Annotated in this window: 18 protein-coding genes and 1 pseudogene; 12 read left to right on the top strand and 7 right to left on the bottom strand. The window is 73.5% G+C overall.

Annotated features, from left to right (window positions below; translation table 11 throughout):
• Window positions 1–86: 86 nt before the first annotated feature.
• Window positions 87–758 carry a 4Fe-4S single cluster domain-containing protein gene (locus tag ACWC5O_RS25045; RefSeq protein ID WP_450582940.1) on the top strand — a complete coding sequence of 224 codons (672 nt, stop codon included), beginning with the start codon at window positions 87–89 and terminating at the stop codon, window positions 756–758.
• On the opposite strand, the gene ACWC5O_RS25040 is transcribed toward ACWC5O_RS25045, so the two are convergent.
• Window positions 733–1,932 carry a macro domain-containing protein gene (locus ACWC5O_RS25040; RefSeq protein ID WP_450582942.1) on the bottom strand — a complete coding sequence of 400 codons (1,200 nt, stop codon included), beginning with the start codon at window positions 1,930–1,932 and terminating at the stop codon, window positions 733–735. The genes ACWC5O_RS25045 and ACWC5O_RS25040 overlap by 26 nt on opposite strands.
• A 170-nt stretch (window positions 1,933–2,102) precedes the next feature.
• On the opposite strand from ACWC5O_RS25040, the gene ACWC5O_RS25035 reads away from it, so the two are divergent.
• Genes ACWC5O_RS25035 through ACWC5O_RS25020 form a run of 4 tightly spaced genes read left to right on the top strand, consistent with a single transcriptional unit; the run spans window position 2,103 to window position 8,879 of the window.
• On the top strand, window positions 2,103–4,667 hold the full coding sequence (locus tag ACWC5O_RS25035) for a protein kinase domain-containing protein (RefSeq protein WP_450582944.1): 2,565 nt from the start codon (window positions 2,103–2,105) through the stop codon (window positions 4,665–4,667).
• Window positions 4,664–6,274, top strand: a complete 1,611-nt coding sequence (locus ACWC5O_RS25030) for a hypothetical protein (RefSeq protein ID WP_450582945.1) — start codon at window positions 4,664–4,666, stop codon at window positions 6,272–6,274. Before ACWC5O_RS25035 ends, ACWC5O_RS25030 begins: the two co-directional genes overlap by 4 nt.
• A gap of 60 nt (window positions 6,275–6,334) precedes the next feature.
• Complete coding sequence (locus ACWC5O_RS25025; RefSeq protein ID WP_450582947.1) at window positions 6,335–8,335, top strand: AAA family ATPase; 2,001 nt, start codon at window positions 6,335–6,337, stop codon at window positions 8,333–8,335.
• The gene (locus tag ACWC5O_RS25020) at window positions 8,319–8,879 is read left to right on the top strand and encodes an FHA domain-containing protein (protein ID WP_450582949.1); all 561 of its coding nucleotides are present in this window, start codon (window positions 8,319–8,321) and stop codon (window positions 8,877–8,879) included. Before ACWC5O_RS25025 ends, ACWC5O_RS25020 begins: the two co-directional genes overlap by 17 nt.
• A gap of 99 nt (window positions 8,880–8,978) precedes the next feature.
• Here the strand turns inward: ACWC5O_RS25020 and ACWC5O_RS25015 are convergent, their stop codons facing one another.
• Window positions 8,979–9,464 carry a DUF3515 family protein gene (locus ACWC5O_RS25015; RefSeq protein WP_450582951.1) on the bottom strand — a complete coding sequence of 162 codons (486 nt, stop codon included), beginning with the start codon at window positions 9,462–9,464 and terminating at the stop codon, window positions 8,979–8,981.
• Window positions 9,465–9,579: 115 nt separating this feature from the next.
• On the opposite strand from ACWC5O_RS25015, the gene ACWC5O_RS25010 reads away from it, so the two are divergent.
• Complete coding sequence (locus ACWC5O_RS25010) at window positions 9,580–10,122, top strand: TlpA family protein disulfide reductase (protein ID WP_450582952.1); 543 nt, start codon at window positions 9,580–9,582, stop codon at window positions 10,120–10,122.
• A gap of 21 nt (window positions 10,123–10,143) precedes the next feature.
• On the opposite strand, the gene ACWC5O_RS25005 is transcribed toward ACWC5O_RS25010, so the two are convergent.
• The 4 genes and pseudogenes from ACWC5O_RS25005 to ACWC5O_RS24990 all read right to left on the bottom strand — a co-directional run bounded on the left by ACWC5O_RS25005 (window position 10,144) and on the right by ACWC5O_RS24990 (window position 14,238).
• Complete coding sequence (locus ACWC5O_RS25005; RefSeq protein WP_450582953.1) at window positions 10,144–10,809, bottom strand: hypothetical protein; 666 nt, start codon at window positions 10,807–10,809, stop codon at window positions 10,144–10,146.
• 198 nt (window positions 10,810–11,007) lie between these two features.
• Window positions 11,008–11,133, bottom strand: a pseudogene (locus tag ACWC5O_RS25000) (lipoate--protein ligase family protein); the annotation flags it as partial.
• Between the two features lie 106 nt (window positions 11,134–11,239).
• Window positions 11,240–11,899, bottom strand: a complete 660-nt coding sequence (locus ACWC5O_RS24995; RefSeq protein WP_450582955.1) for a response regulator — start codon at window positions 11,897–11,899, stop codon at window positions 11,240–11,242.
• A complete protein-coding gene (locus ACWC5O_RS24990) occupies window positions 11,896–14,238 on the bottom strand; it encodes a histidine kinase (RefSeq protein ID WP_450582957.1) in 2,343 nt (780 codons plus the stop codon). Before ACWC5O_RS24990 ends, ACWC5O_RS24995 begins: the two co-directional genes overlap by 4 nt.
• Window positions 14,239–14,376: 138 nt before the next feature.
• Between ACWC5O_RS24990 and ACWC5O_RS24985 the strand changes: the two genes are divergently transcribed.
• The 5 genes from ACWC5O_RS24985 to ACWC5O_RS24965 all read left to right on the top strand — a co-directional run bounded on the left by ACWC5O_RS24985 (window position 14,377) and on the right by ACWC5O_RS24965 (window position 20,241).
• The gene (locus tag ACWC5O_RS24985) at window positions 14,377–15,453 is read left to right on the top strand and encodes a CPBP family intramembrane glutamic endopeptidase (protein WP_450582958.1); all 1,077 of its coding nucleotides are present in this window, start codon (window positions 14,377–14,379) and stop codon (window positions 15,451–15,453) included.
• A gap of 82 nt (window positions 15,454–15,535) precedes the next feature.
• A complete protein-coding gene (locus tag ACWC5O_RS24980) occupies window positions 15,536–17,302 on the top strand; it encodes a gamma-glutamyltransferase family protein (protein ID WP_450583200.1) in 1,767 nt (588 codons plus the stop codon).
• A 90-nt stretch (window positions 17,303–17,392) separates the two neighbouring features.
• The gene (locus ACWC5O_RS24975; RefSeq protein WP_450582960.1) at window positions 17,393–18,238 is read left to right on the top strand and encodes an inositol monophosphatase family protein; all 846 of its coding nucleotides are present in this window, start codon (window positions 17,393–17,395) and stop codon (window positions 18,236–18,238) included.
• Between the two features lie 87 nt (window positions 18,239–18,325).
• Complete coding sequence (locus ACWC5O_RS24970; protein ID WP_450582961.1) at window positions 18,326–19,735, top strand: phytoene desaturase family protein; 1,410 nt, start codon at window positions 18,326–18,328, stop codon at window positions 19,733–19,735.
• A complete protein-coding gene (locus tag ACWC5O_RS24965; RefSeq protein WP_450582963.1) occupies window positions 19,732–20,241 on the top strand; it encodes an O-acetyl-ADP-ribose deacetylase in 510 nt (169 codons plus the stop codon). Before ACWC5O_RS24970 ends, ACWC5O_RS24965 begins: the two co-directional genes overlap by 4 nt.
• Before the next feature lie 177 nt (window positions 20,242–20,418).
• On the opposite strand, the gene ACWC5O_RS24960 is transcribed toward ACWC5O_RS24965, so the two are convergent.
• Window positions 20,419–20,895: an SRPBCC family protein gene (locus ACWC5O_RS24960; RefSeq protein ID WP_450582964.1), complete on the bottom strand. Its 477-nt coding sequence runs from the start codon at window positions 20,893–20,895 to the stop codon at window positions 20,419–20,421.
• Between the two features lie 262 nt (window positions 20,896–21,157).
• On the opposite strand from ACWC5O_RS24960, the gene ACWC5O_RS24955 reads away from it, so the two are divergent.
• Window positions 21,158–21,571, top strand: coding sequence for a CBS domain-containing protein (locus ACWC5O_RS24955; protein ID WP_450582965.1), 414 nt, complete (start codon window positions 21,158–21,160; stop codon window positions 21,569–21,571).
• The last annotated feature ends 2 nt before the right edge of the window (window positions 21,572–21,573 follow it).

Here is a 21,573-nt window from a genome sequence, read left to right as displayed (position 1 = left end):
AGCCGGATGGGCGCCTTCCGGCAATTGCGGGCGCACATCGGTGCGCTGGATACTCCAAGCCGGTGCGAGGAGGAGATGCCGTGGAAATGCGCCTCGACGGGACCCACTACCCGTTGGAAACGCTGGGCCCGGGAAGGCGACTCGGCATCTGGTTCCAGGGCTGCTCGCTGGCCTGCGCCGGATGTATGTCCCGGCACACCTGGGACCCGGAGGCCGGGACGGTCACCGCCGTCTCCGAGGTGCTCGCACTGTGGCAACAGGCCCTCGCGGACGGGGCGGACGGCCTCACGGTCAGCGGCGGCGAGCCCCTGCAGCAGGCGGCGGCGCTCGCGGAACTCCTGGCCGGAGCGGCACGCCTGAGGGACGAGGCCCGGCGGCACGAGGGGAGCGCCGGGCCCCGTTCCCCCGACCTGCTGGTGTACACGGGGTACGAGCACGAGGAGTTGACGCCGGAACGGCGCCTGGCCCTCGCCGGGGCGGACGCCGTGATCACCGGCCGGTTCCGGGTCGCGGAGCCCACCCGGCTGGTCTGGCGCGGCTCGGCCAACCAGCGGATCGTCGCCCTGACACCCCGCGGAGCCGCCCGCTACGCCCCGTACCTGGCTCAGGAGTCGGTCGGACCGCGCCTGCAGATCGACGCCGGCGAGGACCGGGAGCTGCGGCTCTACGGAGTGCCGCTGCGCGGGGAACTCACCGAGATGGAGCGCCTGCTCAGGCAGGCCGGGGTGGCCTTCACCGAGCGGAGCTGGCGGCCATGAGCATACGGGCGTGGCTCTCCTCGGGCGTGACCATCAGCACCGACCAGGACGGGTCCCGGCGCAGCTCCTGTCTGATCGCGCCGAGCAGTCCGCGTGCCGCGGTCTCGACGGACAGGCCGCCCCGGCCGGTGCCCATCAGCGGAAAGCAGATCGAGGACATCGGCAGCGACAGGAAGTCGGCCTCGCGGCGGGCCAGTTCGAAGGACGTTCGCACGGCTTCCGCCAGTACTGCGGGTGTCACGTGGTAGCGCTCACCGTCCCCGACCGGAGCCGCGATCGCCGCGTGATGGATACGCCGTACCCCCTGCGCGGCCAGCGCGCCGGACGACGTGGCCACGACGGTGCCCGGCCGCACGGGCACGCCCGACCTGCCGTGCGTCCGCAGCCACACACCCAGTTCGCGGGCCAGGACATCGTCCACGATCTCGCCCGAGGCGTCCCGCAGCGCGGCGGCCCGCCGCAGGGCCCCGGACACCGTGGAGCGGAAGGTCTTGGACATCTCCAGGTACGTGTTCTCCGAGGAGACGAGGATGTCCACGTCCCGCGCCAGCTCGATCGGGCACACCCGCACGGTGATCCGGCCCGCCGGTGCGGCGGCTCCCGGCCGGGCGCCCGGGTGAGTGGGGCGCTGGGACGGGACACCGGCGGCGACAGGAGTCGCGTGCACCGGGGGCGTCGTCGGCGGCAGGGCCACCAGCTCCTGCGGTCCGCCCTCCCAGGGGGCACCGGACCGCGAGCCGGCCGTCTCCCGTACGCGCGCCTCCCGGGCCACGGCCAGGACGGCCGCCGCGACTTCGGCGATGACGTCGCGCTCCTGGCTCTTGCGGAAGCGTTCGGTGGTCACCCCGTAGACGCTCGCCGCGGCCTTCCTCCGGTCGGTGCCGGGGACTCCGCGGCGGGCCGGAAAGATCCCGAAGGTGTGGGCGGCCGCGCGGGCCAGCGGATCGCAGGAGTCGTCGTCCCGCACGGGGTGCCCGCCGGCCAGCCGTCGCACGGCCGCGCCCAGCAGATCCTCGATGCCGCTCTGTTCGTCCTGTTCCCCGGTGCACATACCGGCCGCGACGGCCGCCTCGCGCAGCGAGTCCCTTGGGCAGTGGCGCAGCCCGGGCAGACCGCGAGGCCTCAGTTCCCGAAGTTCGTCTACGAGACTTTCGTGCGAGGGCAACGGGTGCATGGTGCGCATCGTAGTCCCGGCGGGTTAATCGCTGAAGATCCGGGAAACTTCCCGTCGCACGAAGGGATTTCGGTTATCTTCATCGTCCCGCGACTTGCGCTTCGGGCCGATTCGTTCCGCGCCATGCCCTTGTGGCGCATCCAGCGCGTTTCCCGGAAGGTCGAAAGTCGATGAGCACGCCGCCCACCCGAGTCGTTCCCATCGAGGACGGCGGGTTCGCCAACGCCCGGGCCGTGGAGACACGTCCGGTCCTCTCCGACGTGCCCCCTGAGCTGGCGGAGCGGTTCCCGCTCGTCGCCGTGCTGTCCGGGGCGCGGCGGCCCGCCGAGGCCGTGGTGCTGAGGGTGCGCGACCTGACGGCCCGTCATGGGGCCGCCGAGATACCCCTGGTCCTCAAGTGGTACCACCGGCTGCACGCCCCGGGGCCGGACGTCGAGCAGGAGTTGAGGGAACTCGGTGAGCAGTCCGCTCGCCACCTGGAACGGCTCCTGGAGACCGGCGAGGCGCACGGACACCCCTGGCACCTGTACTGGTCGCACGGCGAGGAGACCCTCGAGAGGTACCACGCAGACCACCCCGACGGGTTACGCCCCGAGGTCGTGAAGAGCGTGGTGAGCCAGCTGTTCGACGCCGTCACCGCCCTGCATGAACGGGGCGTCGTGCACCGGGACATCACCCCTGACAACATCATGGTGCAGACCCGCCGCGCCGACACGGCCGACCTCGTCCTCATCGACTTCGGCGCCGCCGTCCACCGGCCCGACGAGGCCGAGGAGCCCCGCACCGACTGGCGCGGCAAGCCCCTCTACCTCGCGCCGGAGGCGGGGCTGCTGCGGCAGACCGTCTCCGAGGCCGGTGACTGGTGGTCGCTCGGCATGGTGATCGCCCAACTGGCCCTCGGCAGGCACCCCATCGACTTCCGCCGTGACGAGGAGGTGCTGGCGGAGATCGCCACGCACGACCCCGACCTCGGCGGCATCGGGCACCGCAGGACCCGCCTGCTCTGCGAGGGCCTGCTCACCCGGGCGCCCGAGAAACGCTGGCACGCCCGGCAGGTGCGGGACTGGCTGCGCGACAAGGACCCCGATGTCGCCCCGCGCACCGACGAGCGGATCTTCGACGACGACGCGAAGCGCCCCGTGATCCGGCCCTTCCCCTTCATGGGCCAGGAGTTCACCGGGGCCGACGGGCTCGCCCTCCATCTGGACCAGAACCACTTCTCCGCGGCGCGCATGCTGGCCGCCGACGACGACCGGGCCCGACTCGTCGACTGGCTGGGCCAGTTCGAGACCATCGGCGACCGCAGCCCCGAGGAGCTGCGCCGGCTCGCCGCCCTGCGGGCCGAACTGGCGCAACCGCCGTCCGTCGCCGGTCTGGTACGGCTCCTGAACTGGCTCGGTCCCGGCCTCGACGTCTCCTGGCACGGAGCGGACCTGGACGTGCGGAGCATGCGCCTGCTGTGCCAGGGGGCCAGGGACGGGAACGCCGACGCCGTCGCGCTGATCCGGCACCTGGCGGACCACCCCGCCGTCCTGACCGGACTCGCCGAGCGGCCGGGCGGCCGCGGACTGGACGAGACCGACCGTGCGTGGCGCACTCTGCGCGCCCGGTGGGAGCCCACGGTCCGGGAGATGCTGCGGGGACCCGGGACCGGCAGGGTCCGCGGAGCCCGGGCGGCCCTGCGGCAGACCGTGGCGGTGGACGCCTGGCTCCTGCAGCTTGCGCGCGAACCCGAACGCACCAGGAGCCGGCTCACCGACGCGGTGCTGCGCGGGCGCGCACAGTTCCTGGAACGCGTTCCCTGGTTCGACGCGCTGCTCGACGCACAGGGGGACGACCTGCGCCTGCTCGCCGCCCACCTTCTCTCCGGCCACGCGGAGACCGCGGCGCAAGAGCTCAGGCAGCGGCGCGTCGTCGAGGAGACCGCGCGGGTTTTCGCGGCGGACCAGGACGGGCTCCGCGACGTACTGCGGCGGATGGACCGCCTGCCCACCCTGGGCTGGGCCCTGCTCGGCGCGACGGTCGTCACGGCCCCGTGGACCTTCGTCATCGGCCTCGCCGACGTGCTGGGCCGCGCCTCCCAGGACGCGGTCGTGACGGCCTGGCTGGAGGCGCTGCCCGCGGCCGCGTTCGTCTTCGCGGTGGAGCTGTGGACCGCCGTGTACATCGGGCCGCCCTTCTACCACCCGGAAAGATCGCTGGCGGGCCTCCTGATCCGCAACGCGGAGCGCCCCGGCCGGCTGGCGCGCACCCGGGCCGGTCGCTTCATCACGGCGGCGCTGCTCATGCTCGCCGTCTTCCTGGGCTTCTACGCGATCGCCCTCGCGCCCTGGGTGTGGCCGCTCGCCTCGGCCGTCGCCGTCGCCGTGTGGAGCGTGCGCCGCTGCCTGGCCTGGCGGCGTCTGCAGCGGCCGCGCGACCCCCAGTCCGAGTGGAGCCTGCGCCGTCTCCTGGCCTGGTGGCGCGGACGTCACGAGCGTCGGAGGCGGCGGGCGGCCGAGCTGCCGCACGATCCCCAGCCCCAGTGGAGCCTGCGCCGTCTTCTGGTCTGGTGGTGGCGCGGGCGCCATGTGCGCCGGAGCCAGCGGGCGGACCACCGGCGGTCCCGCTGGAGCCCGCGCCGCTTCCTGGACCGGTGGCGCAGAGTCCGTGAGTACCGGACACGGCGGGCGGCCGGCCGACAGTCCGCGACGACAGCCGAGACGAAGTCCGAAAGGACAGGAGGACAGGCATGAGTTCGGGTCTCGCCTTCCCGACGGTGGATGCGGTGGCACCTGCCGTGACCTTCCCGCCGCCCCCGCCGCCCGTCGACCCCCAGGCGCTGCCGCACACCGGCATGCTCCACCTGCACGACGCGGCCGGCCAAGCCTCCTCCCACCTCGCCGACGCGGCCGGGCACGCCGTGCATCAGGCCGCCGACGCGGCGCTGCAGGTCCTCGGCTCGCTCAGCGGCGTCCTGCTCGCCGGCCGGGCCGCCCTGCTCACCACCCGTGTCCTCGCCGCGGCGGCGGTGCGGGCTGCGGAGGAACAGCGCTGCCTGGAGCGGCAGCAGGAGCTGGCCGCGACGGCCGCCGAGCAGTGGAAGGCCGCCGCGTTCGCCGCCGTCCGGATCAACGCCCGCAGGCGCGCCCTGCTGGCGCGGGTGGCCCGGGCCACGGCTGCGGGCGGCCCGGCCGGAGCCCCGCCGCGCCCCGACCTCCCGCCGCCGCTGGAGCCCGTCGGCGAACAGCTGTGCAACCTGCGGCAGGAACTGGCCCGCAGCGAGGAGGCCGTGCGCCGGGCGGAGGAACGGCACGCGGCGTGGGAGCAGCAGCGCCTCGGCGCGGAACTGCGCCTGGACGAGGAGGACGACGACTGGCAGCGCGCCCTGCGCGAGAGCCGGCAGCGGGCGCTGCGGCGGTTCTCCGCGGAGCGAACCGCCGAGGCCGAGGGACGACAGGTACCCCGGCAGGCCACCGAACGGCGCCCGCAGCCCGGCCCGGACGCGGAGGAGGTCCGCCGGACCGGGGCGGAGATCCTCGGCGAGCTGGACCCGTACGCCGTCTCCGAGGCCGCCGAACTCGCCGCCGGGGCTGTCCGGCACGCCGTGCGCCGCGCCGCCGACGACCCCCGCCGGGCGCGCATCCACCTCAACGAGGCGCGCAAGTACGTCCGCGACGCCAACAAGGAAGCGCGCACGACCCGCGAGGCCCAGGAACGCGCGGCGCTGCACTACGACTTCCTCGTCTACGAGACCCCGGAGGGCGCCGAGGACCTCGCCCCGGCACCCAAGGCCGTGGAGCTGCTCCGGCGGACCCTGGAGGAGGGCGTCCCGCTGAGCCGGGACGAACTGGACCGGGTCGAACGCGCTGTGGACGAGCGCCGCTGCGCTCTGGAGGCCATCTACGTCCGCGAGCAGTGCGCCGGTGCCATCGAGGAACTGGCCAGGAGGTTCGGCGGGCGCACCGAGGCCGGCCGGCCCGAGGGGCAGGAGATACGCCTCGACTGGACGCCGGACGGCTGGGAGCCCGATCACTGGCTCAGGGCGACCCTGGTCGACGGCGCCCTGAGCGTGGCGACCATGTACCGCGGCGGCCCGGGGGAGCGGACACCCGAGCAGCGCGCCCTCGACGACGCCCGCTGCGCGGAGACCCACGAGCGGCTCGCCGAGTTCCAGCAGATCACCCAGGGGCTGGGACTGGGCCTCGAGTTCGAGGTACGGACCGACGGAGCGCTGCCGGGCGTGATGGGGGAGGGCGCCGTGCTGCTCGACGAGCTGCGCGAACAGGACACCGGCCGGCCGACGGACGCGCCCCGGGAAGCTCCACGACACCGGACCGTCGACGGCGACGGACGCCGCTGAGACCACCACTGAGCACCGTGCCGGCACGCGGCCCGCAGCCGCGTGCAACGGGGAGGAACGATGGACCTGTCCAAGGAAGACCGGCTCCCGCCCTTCGTGGAGGAGCTGATCGGAACGCTCGGCGTGCACGCGCAGTACGTCCTGCACGGCAACATCCGTGACCTGCACCTGGTGAGCCGGCGCGGCCGGGACCGGTTTCACCCGCTGCTCGACGTGCTGTGGAACCCGCTGCGGGAGACCGGCTACCAGGCGCTGGTGCTCTGCGACCAGGTGGGCGGCTTCCGCGTGGCGGCCGGTGACGGCGAGACACAGACCGCCCTGGAGGAACTGCTCCAGGGGCCGCGCGAGTTTCCCGGCCAGACCGCGGCGCAACGCCAGGCGGTGCTCGACCAGCTGCGGAACATCACCACCGGGTGGGCGGAGCAGCGCGAGGAGATGATGCGTGACGGACGTCGGCTGCGGCCGCTGCGGGTCGCGCTGGTGATCGACCACGCCTCCCGCCTCCTCACCGACCCGTCCCGGCTGACCCCCGACGAACGGGACTTCTTTCTCGCCTGCCTCAAACTCGCCCACGAGGCCCAGCCCCTGGAACCCTGGACCGGTACCCCCGTCGTCCCGAGCGGGCCGGGACTGTTCAACCCGGTGATCTGGCTCGCCGAGGGAGAGCGGGACGTACCCGGATGGCTGATCTCCGGCAGTGAGCGGATCCGGGCCGTCGCCGTGCCGGAGCCGGACGCGGACGAGCGCACGACGATGGCCCGTCTCCTGCGTGAGCGCTACGAGCGGTACGCCGGAAAGGGATCAGGCGGCGGTTCGACCCCGCCCGCCGGCGTGGACGCGGAGGAGGCGGCTCGGTCCGTCGGCGCCTTCGCCCGGGCGGCCACCGGCATGAGCCTGCGGGCCATGGAGGAGAGCGTGAAGCTCGCCCGCTCCCGTGGCATGCCGTTCGCCGCCATGCCCGACGCCGTACGGATCTACCGGCTCGGCGTGGAGAAGAACCCCTGGAGCCGGGGCGAGATCCGGCAGCGCATCCTGCGTGGGGAGGACCCCGGCAACGAACGGTCCATCCCCCGGCGGGTGCTGGGGCAGGAGGCGGCCGTGGCGATGACCCTGGACATCCTCAAGCGTGCCGCGCTGGGGCTCTCCGGGGCGCAGGCGACCAGTCCGGGACACCGGCCGCGCGGTGTGCTGTTCTTCGCCGGCCCGACCGGAACGGGCAAGACGGAACTGGCGAAGGCCGTGGCCTCCGTCCTCTTCGACAGCGACCAGGCGTATCTCCGCTTCGACATGAGCGAGTTCTCGGCCGCCCACTCCGCCGACCGGCTCGTCGGCGCGCCCCCCGGATACGTCGGCTACGAGGCGGGCGGCGAACTGACCTCCGCCGTACGGGAGAACCCCTTCCGCGTCATCCTCTTCGACGAGATCGAGAAGGCCGACAAGGGCATCCTCGACAAGTTCCTGCAGGTACTGGAGGACGGCCGGCTCACCGACGGACAGGGTGTCACCACCTACTTCAGCGAGTGCGTGCTCATCTTCACCTCCAACCTCGGCGTCCAGCGCACGGACCCGGACACCCAGGAACGCGAGTGGATCGTCGAACCGGGCACGCCCTACAAGGAGTTGGAGACCACGGTCAAGGACAACGTCAAGAAGCACTTCGAGCAGGTCATCGGCCGGCCGGAACTGATGAACCGGATCGGTGGCAACGTCGTCGTCTTCGACTTCATCTCCGACACGACCGCCGAGCGGATCTTCGATCTGCAGGTCGGCAACATCCAGCGCCAGCTGGCCCAGGGACACCGACTCGCCCTGGAGATCGAGGACAACGCCCGGCGCGAGCTCCTGGACCACTGCACGCGGGACAAGTGGAACGGCGGCCGTGGCATCGGCATGGTGCTGGAGACGCATCTCATCAACCCGCTCGCCCGGGAGCTGTTCGCGGCGCCCGACCTCGGGCCGGGCACCACGGTCGTGGTGACGGACGTGCGGGAGACCGAGAGCGGACGGGTGGACACGACGGTCGTGCTCAAGAAGGGGGACAGCGATGGCGGAGGCGCATGACCTGGATGACGACGAGGACCCGTGGGAGACCGTCACCACTTCCACCCCCACACCTCCGCGCACGTCCCGGCCGCCCGTCGGCACCCAGTGCGAGCGGTGCGACGCGATCGTCCCCGCCGGCATGGCCAGGTGCCCCGGATGCCTGTACCCGGTCGGCGCGCGCGAGCGGGACGCCGGCACGCGCCGGCTCGCGGGGGGCGTGGTACGGCTGGTCTTCCGCGGCGGGGGCCGGCACCTCGACGTGCCGCGAGGCTCGGAGATCCGGCTGGGGCGCAGCGGCAGCTGGGCACCAGCGGCGTCCGGCCTCCTGGCCGACGAGGAGACGGTCTCGGCCCAGCACGCGACCCTCGTCCACACCTCGGGCGGGGCGGCCTGGCTGACCGAGGTCCCGTGGGGCGCCACCAATGGCACCCGCGTGAACGACCGCATCCTGGTGCCGGGTTCCCGGATCCGTCTGCGCAACGGTGACCGGGTCGAACTGGGCCCCCGGGCCGACTTCGTCGTCCAGGGGATCGAGGACGACCCCGGGGAAGAGGCGTCCTAGCGACCGGCGGCGGACCTCCCCCGCTTGCCGACGGCCGTCCCGTCCAGGCGGCCCGAGCGATGACGAGGCGTCCCGGCGGCCCGGGAGCCGCCGGGCGCGTCAGCGACCCTGCGAGTTCAGGCAGTGCGACCGTTGTGTGATGGGGGCGACGGCCTTGGACAGGTCGATCAGCACCGAGTCGATGGCTCGCACGCCGGGCGAGATGGTCACCTCCACGGCGGGGGTGCGGCCGTAGGAGACGAGGACCTTCCTCCCCGACTGCCGGGACCGCGCCTGTTCGAGCAGCCAGTCCACGCCGTTCACGCTCACGCACGGGTCGAGTGACGGGCCGGGCGACACCAGCCCGCACCGGGCCGTGACGGCGCCATCGCCCCAGGCCTCGGCACCGGTCACCCCCACCCCCTCGCGGTCGTGCCCGTCCAGCCGACCGGGCCAGCGCCCGGCCAGGCCCGCACACGCCGGTCCGGACGCCCGTTCGGCCGCGCGCAGCCCGTATCGCGCACCGCCGCCCTGCCCGGCCCACCATCCCCAGCCGCCCGCGGCGACCAGGACCGCCAGCGCCCCGGCGCCGACCGCGTACCGCACCCTCACTACAGCCCCCGTGTGTCGTGGTTCCGGCAGCAGCCGGTGATCGGTCCCTGCGGAACCTACCGCACCCCAAGATCCCTCACTCATGGGGCGGTTGAGATACTCCTTCCTCGTGAATAAGCGACCGTTGCTGTGGACCGCAGCCTGCCTGCTGCTGGCCTCCTGCCATGCAGGCATGGCCACCGCCGACCCCTCCGAGGAGAAGAGCGGGCCCGTTCCCGCCGGTCGGCGTGCGGCCGCGCCCGACCTCGCCGGCGACAGCCTGGACGGCAAGCCCCTGCGGCTGGCCGACTACCGAGGCAAGGTCGTGGTGCTCAACGCCTGGGCCTCCTGGTGCGGCCCCTGCCGGGCCGAGGCGCCCGAACTCGACGCGGCGCAGAAACACCTCGCCGCCGAGGGCGTTCAGGTGCTCGGGCTCAACACCGACACGGACGCCGTCAACGGCCGGTCCTTCCAGCAGGACCACCACCTGACCTACCCCAGCTTCAGCGACCCCTCCGGCCGCAAGGTGCTGATGTTCCCCAGGGGTTCGGTGCCGCAGGGGGTGCCCTTCACGGTCGTCATCGACACCCGCGGCAGGATGGCGAACGTCCACGCCGGGCCCGTCACCGAACGGGAAGTGCGCGACCTGGTACGGCCGCTCGTCCGGTCCTGAAAGGCCGTCAGCCCGGCTCCGTCAGCCGGATCCGCCGCCCTGCAGGGCGGCCACGGCGCTCTTCGCGGCCTTGATGGCACCCTTGTTGATCTCGTCCGTGCTCGGGGCCTTCTTCGTCTCGAAGTCGCTGCCGTTGTAGGTGACGATCACCAGGGCGTTGGAGACACGCGCCAGCACGACGCCCTCGCGGGTCTCCTGCTTGTCCTCGGTGGTGAGGTTCACGATGGAGTACGCGGTGTCCCCGAGCCCCGGAACGGCTCCTCCGCCGCTCTTCTCGGCGACGCGCTGCTCGTACTCCTTCTTCGCCTCCTGGTCCGACCCGGCGACCTCGAAGGAGACGTCGAGCCAGCGGTAGTCGTAGCCCTGCAGGGCGTTCCAGGAGCAGGTGCGGCGCAGCGAGGTGTCGGTCGAGGGGATCTCCTTGCCCGCCGTCCTGGCCCCGGGCACCAGCGACTTGATGGTCGCCACGGGCACGCTGGTACAGGGGGCGGGCGCGGTGTCGTACGACTTCGAGACCGCGGTGGAGGACGGGGCGGAGGCCGAGTGGGTGGGCGTCTCCTGGGCCGACCGATGACCGTCGGCGGACGGCGTGGCCGGGCCCGACGACATCGCCCAGCCGGCGCAGGCCAGGACGGCGACCGGCGTCAGACGCGCGGTGAGGGCGAGCGGCAGAGGAAGAGAACGCACGGCTCACTTCTCGTGGGGGAGGGGGTGCGGAAGGGGGGTCCGCACGGTGGACTGCGACGACAGTGTCACACGACTCCCTGTGGGGCGGAAGTGCCAACTCGCTGTGTGCCTGCGTGGTGACGGAGCCCAACGATTTGTGTCCCGTATGCCCCTTTTTGTCCGCGAGCTGTGCGTGGGTCCGCGCGAGTCGGGCACGGGCTACGGCACCCGGGCCGTCCACTCTGGGGACGTGAACTTCGTGCGGGCCGGCTCCTCCGCCCGCGCCAGTTCCTCGTCGGTCACCCTGCCGTCCACGAGCCCGTACCGCCCCCGGAACGACTCGATCTGCAGTGGGGGAGGCCGCCGGCCCGCGGCGACCTCGGCGGTCAGGACCTCGTCCAGGGCCATGTGCAGCGCCCGTCCGAACGATCACCAGGAGGCGGAGCCCGGGTCAGATCTCCCGGCTCGCGCGGGGACGGATCAGTCCGCTCTCGTAGGCGAGGATGGTCGCCTGGACCCGGTCGCGCAGGCCCAGCTTGGACAGCAGGCCGTTCACGTGGGTCTTCACGGTGCCGGTGGTCACGCCGAGTTCGGCTCCGATCTCGGCGTTGGTGAGGCCGCAGGCGATCTTCAGCAGTACTTCCCGTTCCCTCGGGGTGAGTTGGCCGAGGGCGTCGGTCGCCGCGGGGACCCGCGGGGCGCCCTGGGCGAAGGTGTGGATGAGACGGCCGGTCACGGCGGGCGCCAGGATGCCGTCGCCCGCGGCGACGACGCGGATCGCGGTCAGCAGGTCCTCGGGCCGGGCGTCCTTCAGCAGGAACCCGGACGCTCCGGCGCGCAGGGCCTCGTACACGTACTCGTCCAGGTCAAAGGTGGTGAGCACCAGCACCCGGGGCCCGTTCTCCGGCGCGGTGATCAGGCGGGTCGCGGTGAGTCCGTCCATGCCCGGCATCCGGATGTCCATCAGGACGAGGTCGGGGGCCTCGGCGGCGGCCAGCGACACCGCGGCCGCCCCCTCTCCCGCCTCGCCGACGACGGTGAGGTCGGGTTCGGCGTCCACGATGGCGGCGAAACCCGCCCTGACCACGGCCTGGTCGTCGACGACGATCACGCGTACGGCGACGGGGACACCTCCTGGACGGGGACCGGAGCGGGTCCGGTCGGCAACAACACCCGTACATTACCGGTCGGTTCGAGCAGGATGCGACCCTCACCCGCGGCTGCCTGCACCCGCAGGCGTTCGGCCACCGGGCCGGCGGCGGCGAGCGGTACGCCGGTCACGGTGATGGACACGGTGCCGCGGCGCCGCCTGAGGGTCACCCGGGCCGGCCCGCGGTCGCCCGCGCCGAGCGCCGCCTCGACGATCCGGTACGTCGACACGTGCACGGACGGCGGAAGGTCCCGCGCGGCCTCGGGCAGGCCCCGCAACCGCACGTCGCGGCCGGCGGCGCGCAGGGTCCGGCACAGCGTGTCCAGGTCGGCGGCGGTCGGGGACGGAGCGAGGCGGTCGGCGGGGTCTTGGGCGTCGCCGAGGCTGTGCAGCATGTCCCGCATGGCGGCGAGGGCGGCCCGGGCCGTGGCGGCCACGTCGTCGAGCCGTCCCTGCCGCGCCAGGGCGACCAGCGACGCCGTGTGGTGCAGTACGGCCTCGCGCAACGTGAGGGCCAGCCGGTGCCGTTCGGCCTCGGCGACCTGCTGCGCATGCCACATCGAACTGGCGAGCGCGAAGTCGTCGTGCGCCAGAACGCGCAGGCGCCGGCGCCGCAGGACGAGGCCCGCACCGCACACGGAGGCGAAGAGGGGAGCCAGCAGGACGCACAGGACGATCACCATCACCCCGATGAACCCGTCGACCGGGTCGCCCTCGAACGAGCCGTCGGCAGCGGCCGTGGCCGTGAGGACCGAGGCCGTGCCGAAGGTCGTCGCGATCACCGCCGGCCAGGCGGTGGAGGGCCCCCGCCCGTAGACGGCGAGCGCGTACACCGCGAGCGGCTCCACGAGCGTGCCCCCGGCGAGGAACTGCGACACCCGTGACGGCAGGGGCACCACCGCGACGGCCACGGGCCACAGCCAGGCCGTGGCCAGCACGGCGACGAGGGAGGCCACAGGGGCACGTCTGCGCCACAACAGCGGCAGCGCGTGCAGCACCAGCAGCACCGTCACGACGATCAGCTCCGGTACCGAGGCGCGCCTGGTCCGCTCCGGCCAGTCCTCCGTGGCCCCGAGGGAGATGACGACCGGCAGGATCATCGCGGTGAGGGCGAGAGCGGGATCGGCGAGCCGCTGCTCCCGCAGGACCTGCCGCCGCCAAGCGGGCCCGGGCGGCTGCTGCGGCCCGGGGGCGTCCGGCAAGGTCGCGCGGACCAGCCATCCGCCGTCGGGGCCGGGACCGGCGGTCAGCTCGCCTCCGGCCGCTGCGGCCCGCTCCCGCATGCCGGCCACGCCGCGTCCCGCGCCGAGGCCGCCGGTGTCGTGCGGCGGCGAGGTGCGCGGCGGCGCGTTCTCCACCGTCAGTTCCAGCAGGCCGTCCGCCCGGCGGACGTGGACGCGGGCGGCGGCGCCGGGGGCGTGCCGCACGGCGTTGGTGAGGGCCTCGCGGACGATTCCGTGGATGGCCTCGGCCGCGGGGCCGGTCAGGTCGTCGGGGATGTGGGCGGCGACGGGCCGGCCCAAACGGCCGAATCCCGCGACCAGTTCCTCGATCTCGGTACTCGTGACCCCCGGGCCCGGACAGTCGGTGTCGCGCAGGAGACCGACGAGCCGCTGCAGCGATGCCATGGTCTCGGTGCCGGTGCGTTCCGCGAACGACAGTGCCTCGGCGGCCAGTTCCGGCCTGCTGTCCTCGAGCCTGCGCGCGGCGTCGACAGTGACGACGACCGAAGTGAGGTGATGGGCACTCACATCGTGCAGTTCGCGGGCGAGCCGCCGGCGCTCGTGGTCGCCCGCCGTCCGACGGGCATGCTCCGCCCCGGCCAGCCGGCGGGCCGCGGTGAGCCGTCCGCCGAGCCACTGGCGCCGCGCTTCGCCGAGTCCCGCGCACAAGGTGTACACGGACAGGGCAACCGCCAGGACGAGGAGCGAGACGCGGAAGCCGTCCTGTACGGCGGACATCACCCACTCGACGCCCACGAGCCCGGTGACGGCCCGGACCGTCACCGGCATGGGACAGCGGACGGCGACGGAGTACAGGGCGACCGGCGTGCCGAGGCCGACGTAGCCGTCCGGCCAGGCGACCATGCCCAGGACGTAGCCACCCAGCGCCCCCGCCAGAGCCCGCACGGGTGCCCGCCGGCGCCGGCCCAGCGCGGCCGTCTCCACGAACAGGGCGCAGCCGACGGCGATCAGGCCCGGCACGCCGGGCGTCTCGTCCGGGCCCAACCCGGGCCACATCAGGGCACCCTGTACGGCTGCCAGCACCAGGGGCAGAAGCCAGTTGCGTATGGTCTCCATCTCGCCGACGAGCGTAGGGCGCGGCCCGGGCGGCGGGCACCGGCCCTGAGATCGAGACCGGTCCCCACCCAGCGATAGAGGCTCCGTTCGTGCCGCAGGCCGATGTCCGGGCCGGGCGCCGCCGGAGAGAGTGGGGCCATGACGATGCCACCGCTGCCCGAACCCCTGCCCTACCACCGACTAGCCCGGCTCTCGGTGCGCCACCGCTGGTGGCGCCCGCTCGTGGGGACCCTGGTCGTGGCCGTGGTCTACGTGATCGTCGCGGCCGTCCTCTACGGCGTCGCCGACGAGTGGGGCTCCCGGCGGGGATACCCCGAGGACCCCGACGGATTCGTGGAGTTCGGCGCCGTCCCGGGCACCGCCCTCGACCTGCTGGCCCTCGCCGCGGGAATACCCGTCGTGCTGCTGGCGGTGCGCTGGATCGGGCAGCGCCCCGCGGGCACGCTCTCCTCCGTGACCGGCCGACTCAGATGGCGCTGGCTGGCCCTGTGCGCGTTGACGGCCCTGCCGATCGTCGCCCTGGCGACGGGCGGCATGCTCCTGCTGCCCGACGGCGGCGGTGAGGAGTTCCGGTGGGCGGGTTGGACGGTCTTCGGGCCCGCGCTGGCCATGCTCGTCGTCCTCGTCCCCCTGCAGGCGGCCGCCGAGGAGTACGTCTTCCGGGGCTGGCTGACGCAGGCCGTCGGCGGCTTCGTGCGCTCGCCCTGGTTCGCGCTCCTGCCCCAGGCCGTCCTGTTCGCCGCCGCCCACGGCTGGGGCACGCCCTGGGGGTTCGCCGACCTCGTGGTGTTCGGGGCGGCGGCGGGCTGGCTGACCTGGCGGACGGGCGGTCTGGAGGCGTCCGTCGTGCTGCACACGGTCAACAACCTCTTCGCCTTCGCCGGCATGGCGGCCACCGTCGACGGGCTCAAGAGCGACGAGACCGCTGCGGACGCGACCTGGCCGGTGGTCGCCCTCGACGTCGCGGGCATCGCGCTGTACACGGCAGCGGTGGTGTGGCTGCTGCGCCGCCGCCCCCAGGTCCGCACCGCTCCCGCGCCGCTCCCGCCCGGCCCCCCACCAGCCTTCGCCACCGCGTACCCACCCGTCGCGGGCTTTCCCGCGCCGCCCTCGTGGGCAGGCCGTCCGGCACCGGGCACACCGGAACCTCCGGCCCACCAGGGTCCGGGCCAAGGGGAGATCCCTCCGTGGAGCGGAACCGGGTCCGCTCGATAGCCTGCTGGCCGACCGAGGTGCTCAAACAGCGAGGTGACCCGTGCAGTTCACCACCCGGCCCACCCTCCAGGGCACCTTCGGCATGGTGTCCTCCACCCACTGGCTGGCCTCCCAGTCGGCGATGGCGGTCCTGGAGGACGGCGGCAACGCCTTCGACGCGGCCGTGGCCGGCGCGTTCGTGCTGCACGTGGTGGAGCCGCACCTGAACGGGCCCGCCGGCGAGGTCCCGATCCTGCTCGCCCCGGCGGGCGGCGAGGTGCGCGTGCTGTGCGGGCAGGGCGTGGCCCCGGCCGGTGCGACGGTCGCGCACTACAAGGGGCTCGGTCTGGATCTCGTACCCGGTACCGGACCGCTCGCGGCCGCCGTGCCCGGCGCCTTCGACGCCTGGCTGCTGCTCCTGCGCGACCACGGCACCAGGTCCCTCGACGACGTCCTGAAGTACGCCATCGGGTACGCCGAGCACGGGCACCCGCCCGTGGCGAACGTCGGCGCGACCGTGGAGAGCGTCCGGGAGCTGTTCGAGACCGAGTGGACCTCCTCGGCCGACGTGTACCTGCCGGGCGGCAGGGCACCCCGGCCCGGAGAGCTGCTGCGCAATCCCGCCCTCGCCGCCACCTGGAAGCGGCTGCTCGCCGAGACCGCCGGGGCCGGCGACCGGGAGGCGCGGATCGACGCCGCGCGCGAGGTGTGGCGCTCCGGCTTCATCGCCGAGGTGCTGGTACGGCAGTCCCGGCGACCCACCCTGGACACCAGCGGCGAACGCCGCACCGGCACCCTCACCGAGGCCGACCTCGCCGGCTGGTCCGCGAGCTACGAGGCGCCGGTGACGTACGACTGGAACGGCTGGACCGTGTGCAAGGCCGGCCCCTGGAGCCAGGGCCCCGCCCTTCTCCAGCAGCTCGCCCTGCTCCCGCCCGAGCTGCCCGCCCACGGCTCGGCCGACTACGTCCACCTGCTGATCGAGGGCTGCAAGCTCGCCATGGCCGACCGCGAGGCCTGGTACGGGGACGCGGCCGAGGTGCCGACCGCCGAGTTGCTGTCGGACGGCTACAACGCCGGGCGGCGGGCCCTGGTCGGCGCCGAGGCGTCGTACGAGCTGCGCCCCGGCAGCCCCGGCGGACGCGCTCCGCGCCTTCCCGCACAGGCACGCGCGCGCGTGGAGGCCGGTCAGGACACCGGCTTCAACCCGATGGGCGTGGGCGAGCCGACGGTCGCCGAGCCCCGGGTCGCCGCCGACGGCAGCACCCGGGGCGACACCTGCGCCCTGGACGTCGTCGACCGCTGGGGCAACATGATCGCGGCCACGCCCAGCGGCGGCTGGCTGCAGTCCAACCCGGTCGTGCCGGAGCTGGGCTTCCCGCTCGGTACCCGGCTGCAGATGACCTGGCTGGAGGAGGGGCTGCCGAACTCCCTCACCCCCGGCCGCCGCCCCCGCACCACCCTCACCCCGTCCCTGGCCCTGCGCGACGGCGTCCCGGTAATGGCGTTCGGCACGCCCGGCGGCGACCAGCAGGACCAGTGGCAGCTGCACTTCCTCCTCGCCGCCGTCCTGCGCGCCCCGGTCCGCGGCGGCCTCGACCTGCAGGGCGCCATCGACGCCCCGAACTGGCACAACGACAGCTTCCCCAGCTCCTTCTACCCGCGCGGCCGCCGCCCCGGCAGCGTGACCGTGGAGTCCCGCATGGACCCGGACGTGATCGAGGACCTGCGGCGGCGCGGCCACGACGTCACCGTCGGCCCCGGCTGGTCGGAGGGCCGCCTGTGCGCGGTGGCCCGGGACCCGGAGACCGGCGTGCTCTCGGCAGCGGCGAACCCGCGCGGGATGCAGGGGTACGCGGTGGGCCGCTGACGGGGGTACGGCACCCGTTCTTCATCCCGATTCCACCTGGCATCCACCGGACGGGCGGGGATTGTCAGTGGCCCGTGTTCTCATGGAGGCATGATCCAAGACACGGAAACCATCGACGAGTTTCTCACCCGCTGCTCGGCCGACGTCGAGGAAGCGGTCCGCAAGGCGGCCGCCACCGAGATCCTGCCCCGCTTCCGCCGCCTCGCCGAGCACGAGGTGGACCGGAAGAGCGGACCGCACGACCTGGTGACCGACGCCGACCGGCTCGCCGAGCAGCAGCTCACCGAAGCCCTCGGGGCACTGCTGCCCGGCTCGGTGGTGGTCGGCGAGGAGGCGGTGCACGCCAACCCGGAGACGTACGACGCGATCCAGGGCGAGGCGCCCGTCTGGATCATCGACCCGGTCGACGGCACCCGGCAGTTCGTGCACGGCGACGACGGCTTCTGCACCCTGGTCGCCCTCGCCCACCGGGGCACCGTCCTGGCCTCCTGGACCTACGCCGCCGCGCGCGACCAGCTCGCCACGGCCGTCCGCGGCCGGGGCGCCTACCTCGACGGCGAGCGGCTGTTCGCGGGCGCGTCCGCGCCCGGCCTCGACCTCACCGTGGCCACATCCCACCCCGACTTCACCACCGACGAGCAGAAGCACGCGCTGCGCGCCCTGTGGACCGACGGCCTCGCCCCGCGCCCCTGCGGCTCGGCGGGCCTGGAGTATCTCGCCATAGCCCGGGGCGAGTTGGACGCCGTCGCATTTTCCTGGGAGGCCGCCTGGGACCACGCGGCGGGCCTGCTGCTGGTCGAGGAGGCGGGCGGCACCCACCTCACCCGCACCGGCGAGCCGTTCCGCGTGACCGGCGCCAACGTGCTGCCGTTCACCGCCGCCCGGGACGCCGACACGGCCCGCCGGATCGCGGACCTGCTGCGCACCGGCGCCTGAGCCACCCGGCCCGGGGAGTGTCAGTCCCCCGGCATATCCTGAACCTGAGTGGCCATCGGCTGACGAAGGGGTCCGAAGGTGCCGTCGATGCTCGATGCTGTCGTGGTGGGTGCGGGACCGAACGGACTGACCGCTGCCGTGGAGCTGGCCCGCCGGGGCTTCTCCGTCGCCCTGTTCGAGGCACGGTCCACCGTCGGCGGCGGCGCCCGCACCGAGGAGCTGACCCTGCCCGGCTTCCGGCACGACCCGTGCTCGGCCGCCCACCCCCTCGGCATCAACTCGCCCGCGTTCCGCGCGCTGCCCCTGGAGCGCTACGGCCTGCAGTGGCTGCACGCCGACCTGCCCATGGCGCACCCGTTCCCGGACGGCACCGCGGCCGTGCTGGCCCGTTCCGTCGCCGAGACGGCCGCCTCCTTCGGCCCGCGCGACGCGGGCGCGTACCGCAGGCTGGTCAGGCCGTTCCTGCCCAGGTGGGACACGCTCGCCCGGGACTTCATGTCCCTGCCGCTGACCGCGCTGCCGCGCGACCCGGTCACCCTCGCCCGCTTCGGCCTGGCCGGGCTGCCGCCCTCCACCGTGCTGATGCGCCGCTTCCACGACGAGCGGTTCAAGGCCCTCTTCTCCGGCCTCGTCGCCCACGTCATGGCCCCGCTGAACGGCCTCGCCACCAGCGCCATCGGCCTGGTCTTCGCGCTGGCCGCGCACGCGCGCGGCTGGCCCGTGGCCCGCGGCGGCTCCCAGGCGATCTCCGACGCCCTCGCCGCCTACCTCCAGGACCTCGGTGGCGCCGTGTACACCGACTACGAGGTCAAGCGCCTGGACGACCTGCCGCCCGCGCGCGCGTACGTCTTCGACACCTCACCCGCCGCGCTCGCCCGTATCGCCGGCTTCGGCGGCTACTACGACCACTACCGCTACGGCCCCAGCGTCTTCAAGATCGACTACGCGCTGGACGGACCGGTCCCGTGGACCGCCCCCGAGGCCCGGGTCGCAGGCACCGTGCAGATCGGCGCGAGCAGGGCCGAGATCGGCAGCGCCCTGCGGGCCGCGTCCCGCGACGGCCGCGCCCCCGACAAGCCGTTCATGATCACCGTGCAGCCCAGCGTGGCCGACCCCAGCCGCGCCCCCGAGGGCAAGCACGTCTTCTGGGCGTACGGCCACGTCCCCAACGGCTGGACCGGCGACCTCACGGACGCCATAGAGCGCCAGCTGGAGCGGTTCGCCCCCGGCTTCCGCGACCGGATCCTCGCCCGCGCCACCGCGGGCCCGGCCGAGATGGCCGCGCGCAACGCCAACTACGTCGGCGGCGACATCGCCTGCGGCGCGGCCTCCGGACTCCAGCTCCTGCTGCGTCCCAGGCTGTCCCTGTTCCCGTACCACACCCCCCATCCGGCCGTCTTCATCTGCTCCTCGGCCACCCCGCCGGGACCCGGCGTGCACGGTATGTCGGGGCACAACGCGGCGAAGGCCGTGTGGAGAAGACTGAGGCAGACATGACCACCATCACCCTGGTCCAGGGCGACATCACCCAGCAGAGCGCCGACGCGATCGTGAACGCGGCCAACTCCTCACTGCTCGGCGGCGGTGGCGTGGACGGCGCGATCCACCGCCGCGGCGGCCCCGCGATCCTGGAGGAGTGCCGGGGGCTCCGCGCCTCCCACTACGGCAAGGGCCTGTCCACGGGCCAGGCGGTCGCCACCACGGCGGGCAACCTGGACGCCCGCTGGGTCATCCACACGGTGGGCCCCGTCTGGTCCGCCTCCGAGGACCGCTCCGACCTGCTCGCCTCCTGCTACCGGGAGTCCCTCCGCGTGGCCGACGAGCTGGGAGCCCGGACGGTCGCGTTCCCGGCGATCTCCACCGGCGTGTACCGATGGCCGATGGAGGACGCGGCACGGATCGCGCTCGGCACGGTGCGGGCCGCGCGTACAGCCGTGGAAGAGGTGCGGTTCGTCCTCTTCGACGAGCGGGCGTACGAGGTGTTCACCCGACGGCTCGGCTGAGGGACGCGCAGGCTCGGCGCACGGGGCAGGCAGGCGTAGGGGGAGTGCGCCTGCCTGCCCCGGCGTGCGATACCCCGCCGGGAGGTCAGGGGCGGAAGAGGTACCGCGGGCCCCCATGGAGGGGCCATCCCCTACAGCGCGGCGGGCGCGCAGGGTGTCACCCGTGCCGGGCCGGCGTCATCCGGTGCCCGTGTGCAGCAGGTCCCCGTCAGCGCGTTCGCCGTGTTCACGCAACGCGATCCGGGCCAGCTTCGTCAGCATCATGCCGTTGCGGATCCTGACGACGTAGTCCACGGGGAGCCCGTGCATCCGGGTTCCGGGTCCGCGGAGCGGGTGCCAGTCGAGGACGAAGAGCGTGTGCTCGCCCCAGGGGATCAGGTTCATGGCGATGCGGGCCGCACCGAAGGGATCCGCCTTCGCCTCGAGTTCCAGACGGTGCCGCGGCTCGCAGATGCGGACGACGCAGGTGTCGTCGAGGGTCAACGGGCCTGCGCCGACCCGGACTTGCAGGCGTGCGCCCACGGCGGGCCAGTGCGGGTCCGCGGCGAGGATCTGCTGGGTTCCGGTCACCCACTCCCCGTAGCGATGGCCGTCGGCGAGCAGGCTCCAGACCTCGGACGGCGAGCTCAGGATCAGACGGCGGTTCCGGGCCACGCCGACCACACTCCTTCGGAGGGATGCCTTCTGGAGGATGGGGGGGGACAGAGGAGGCGCGCCTTTTCGACACTAACCGCGCGGTACACCTCGGGCATCCGGAGGCACTGTGGCGGCCGCCTCCACGGCCTGCAGCACCTGGCGCACCGGCAGGGCTGCGCGGCTGGTCCGGGACACCGCGCGGGGATGCGGACATGCTCGTACGGTGAAAGAAGGACGCCCTTGTCACCCGAACGGGCGTGTGTCTCAGGAGGTTGAACCGATGACCACCGCCGCAGAGATCATGCATCCCGGAGCCCAGTGGATCCCGGCGACCGAGACCCTCGACCGGGCCGCGCAGCTGATGGCACGTCTGAACGTGGGTGCGCTGCCCGTCAGCGACGCCAACGAGCGACTGTGCGGCATCGTCACGGACCGTGACATCGTCGTGAAGTGCGTGGCCAAGGGCCACGATCCGTCGAAGGTGACGTGCGGAGACCTGGCCCAGGGCACGCCGCGCTGGATCGACGCGGACGCGACCGTGGAGCAGGTGCTGGACACGATGTCGACGAACCAGATACGCCGGCTGCCGGTGATCCAGGAGAAGAGGCTCGTCGGCATCATCAGCGAGGCCGACCTGGCCAAGCACCTGACGGACCGCCAGATCCACGACTTCGTCGAGAAGGTCTACGCCTGACG

It is taken from the genome of Streptomyces sp. NPDC001450 (assembly GCF_053597295.1).
This window is presented reverse-complemented; position numbering and strand designations above follow the sequence as displayed.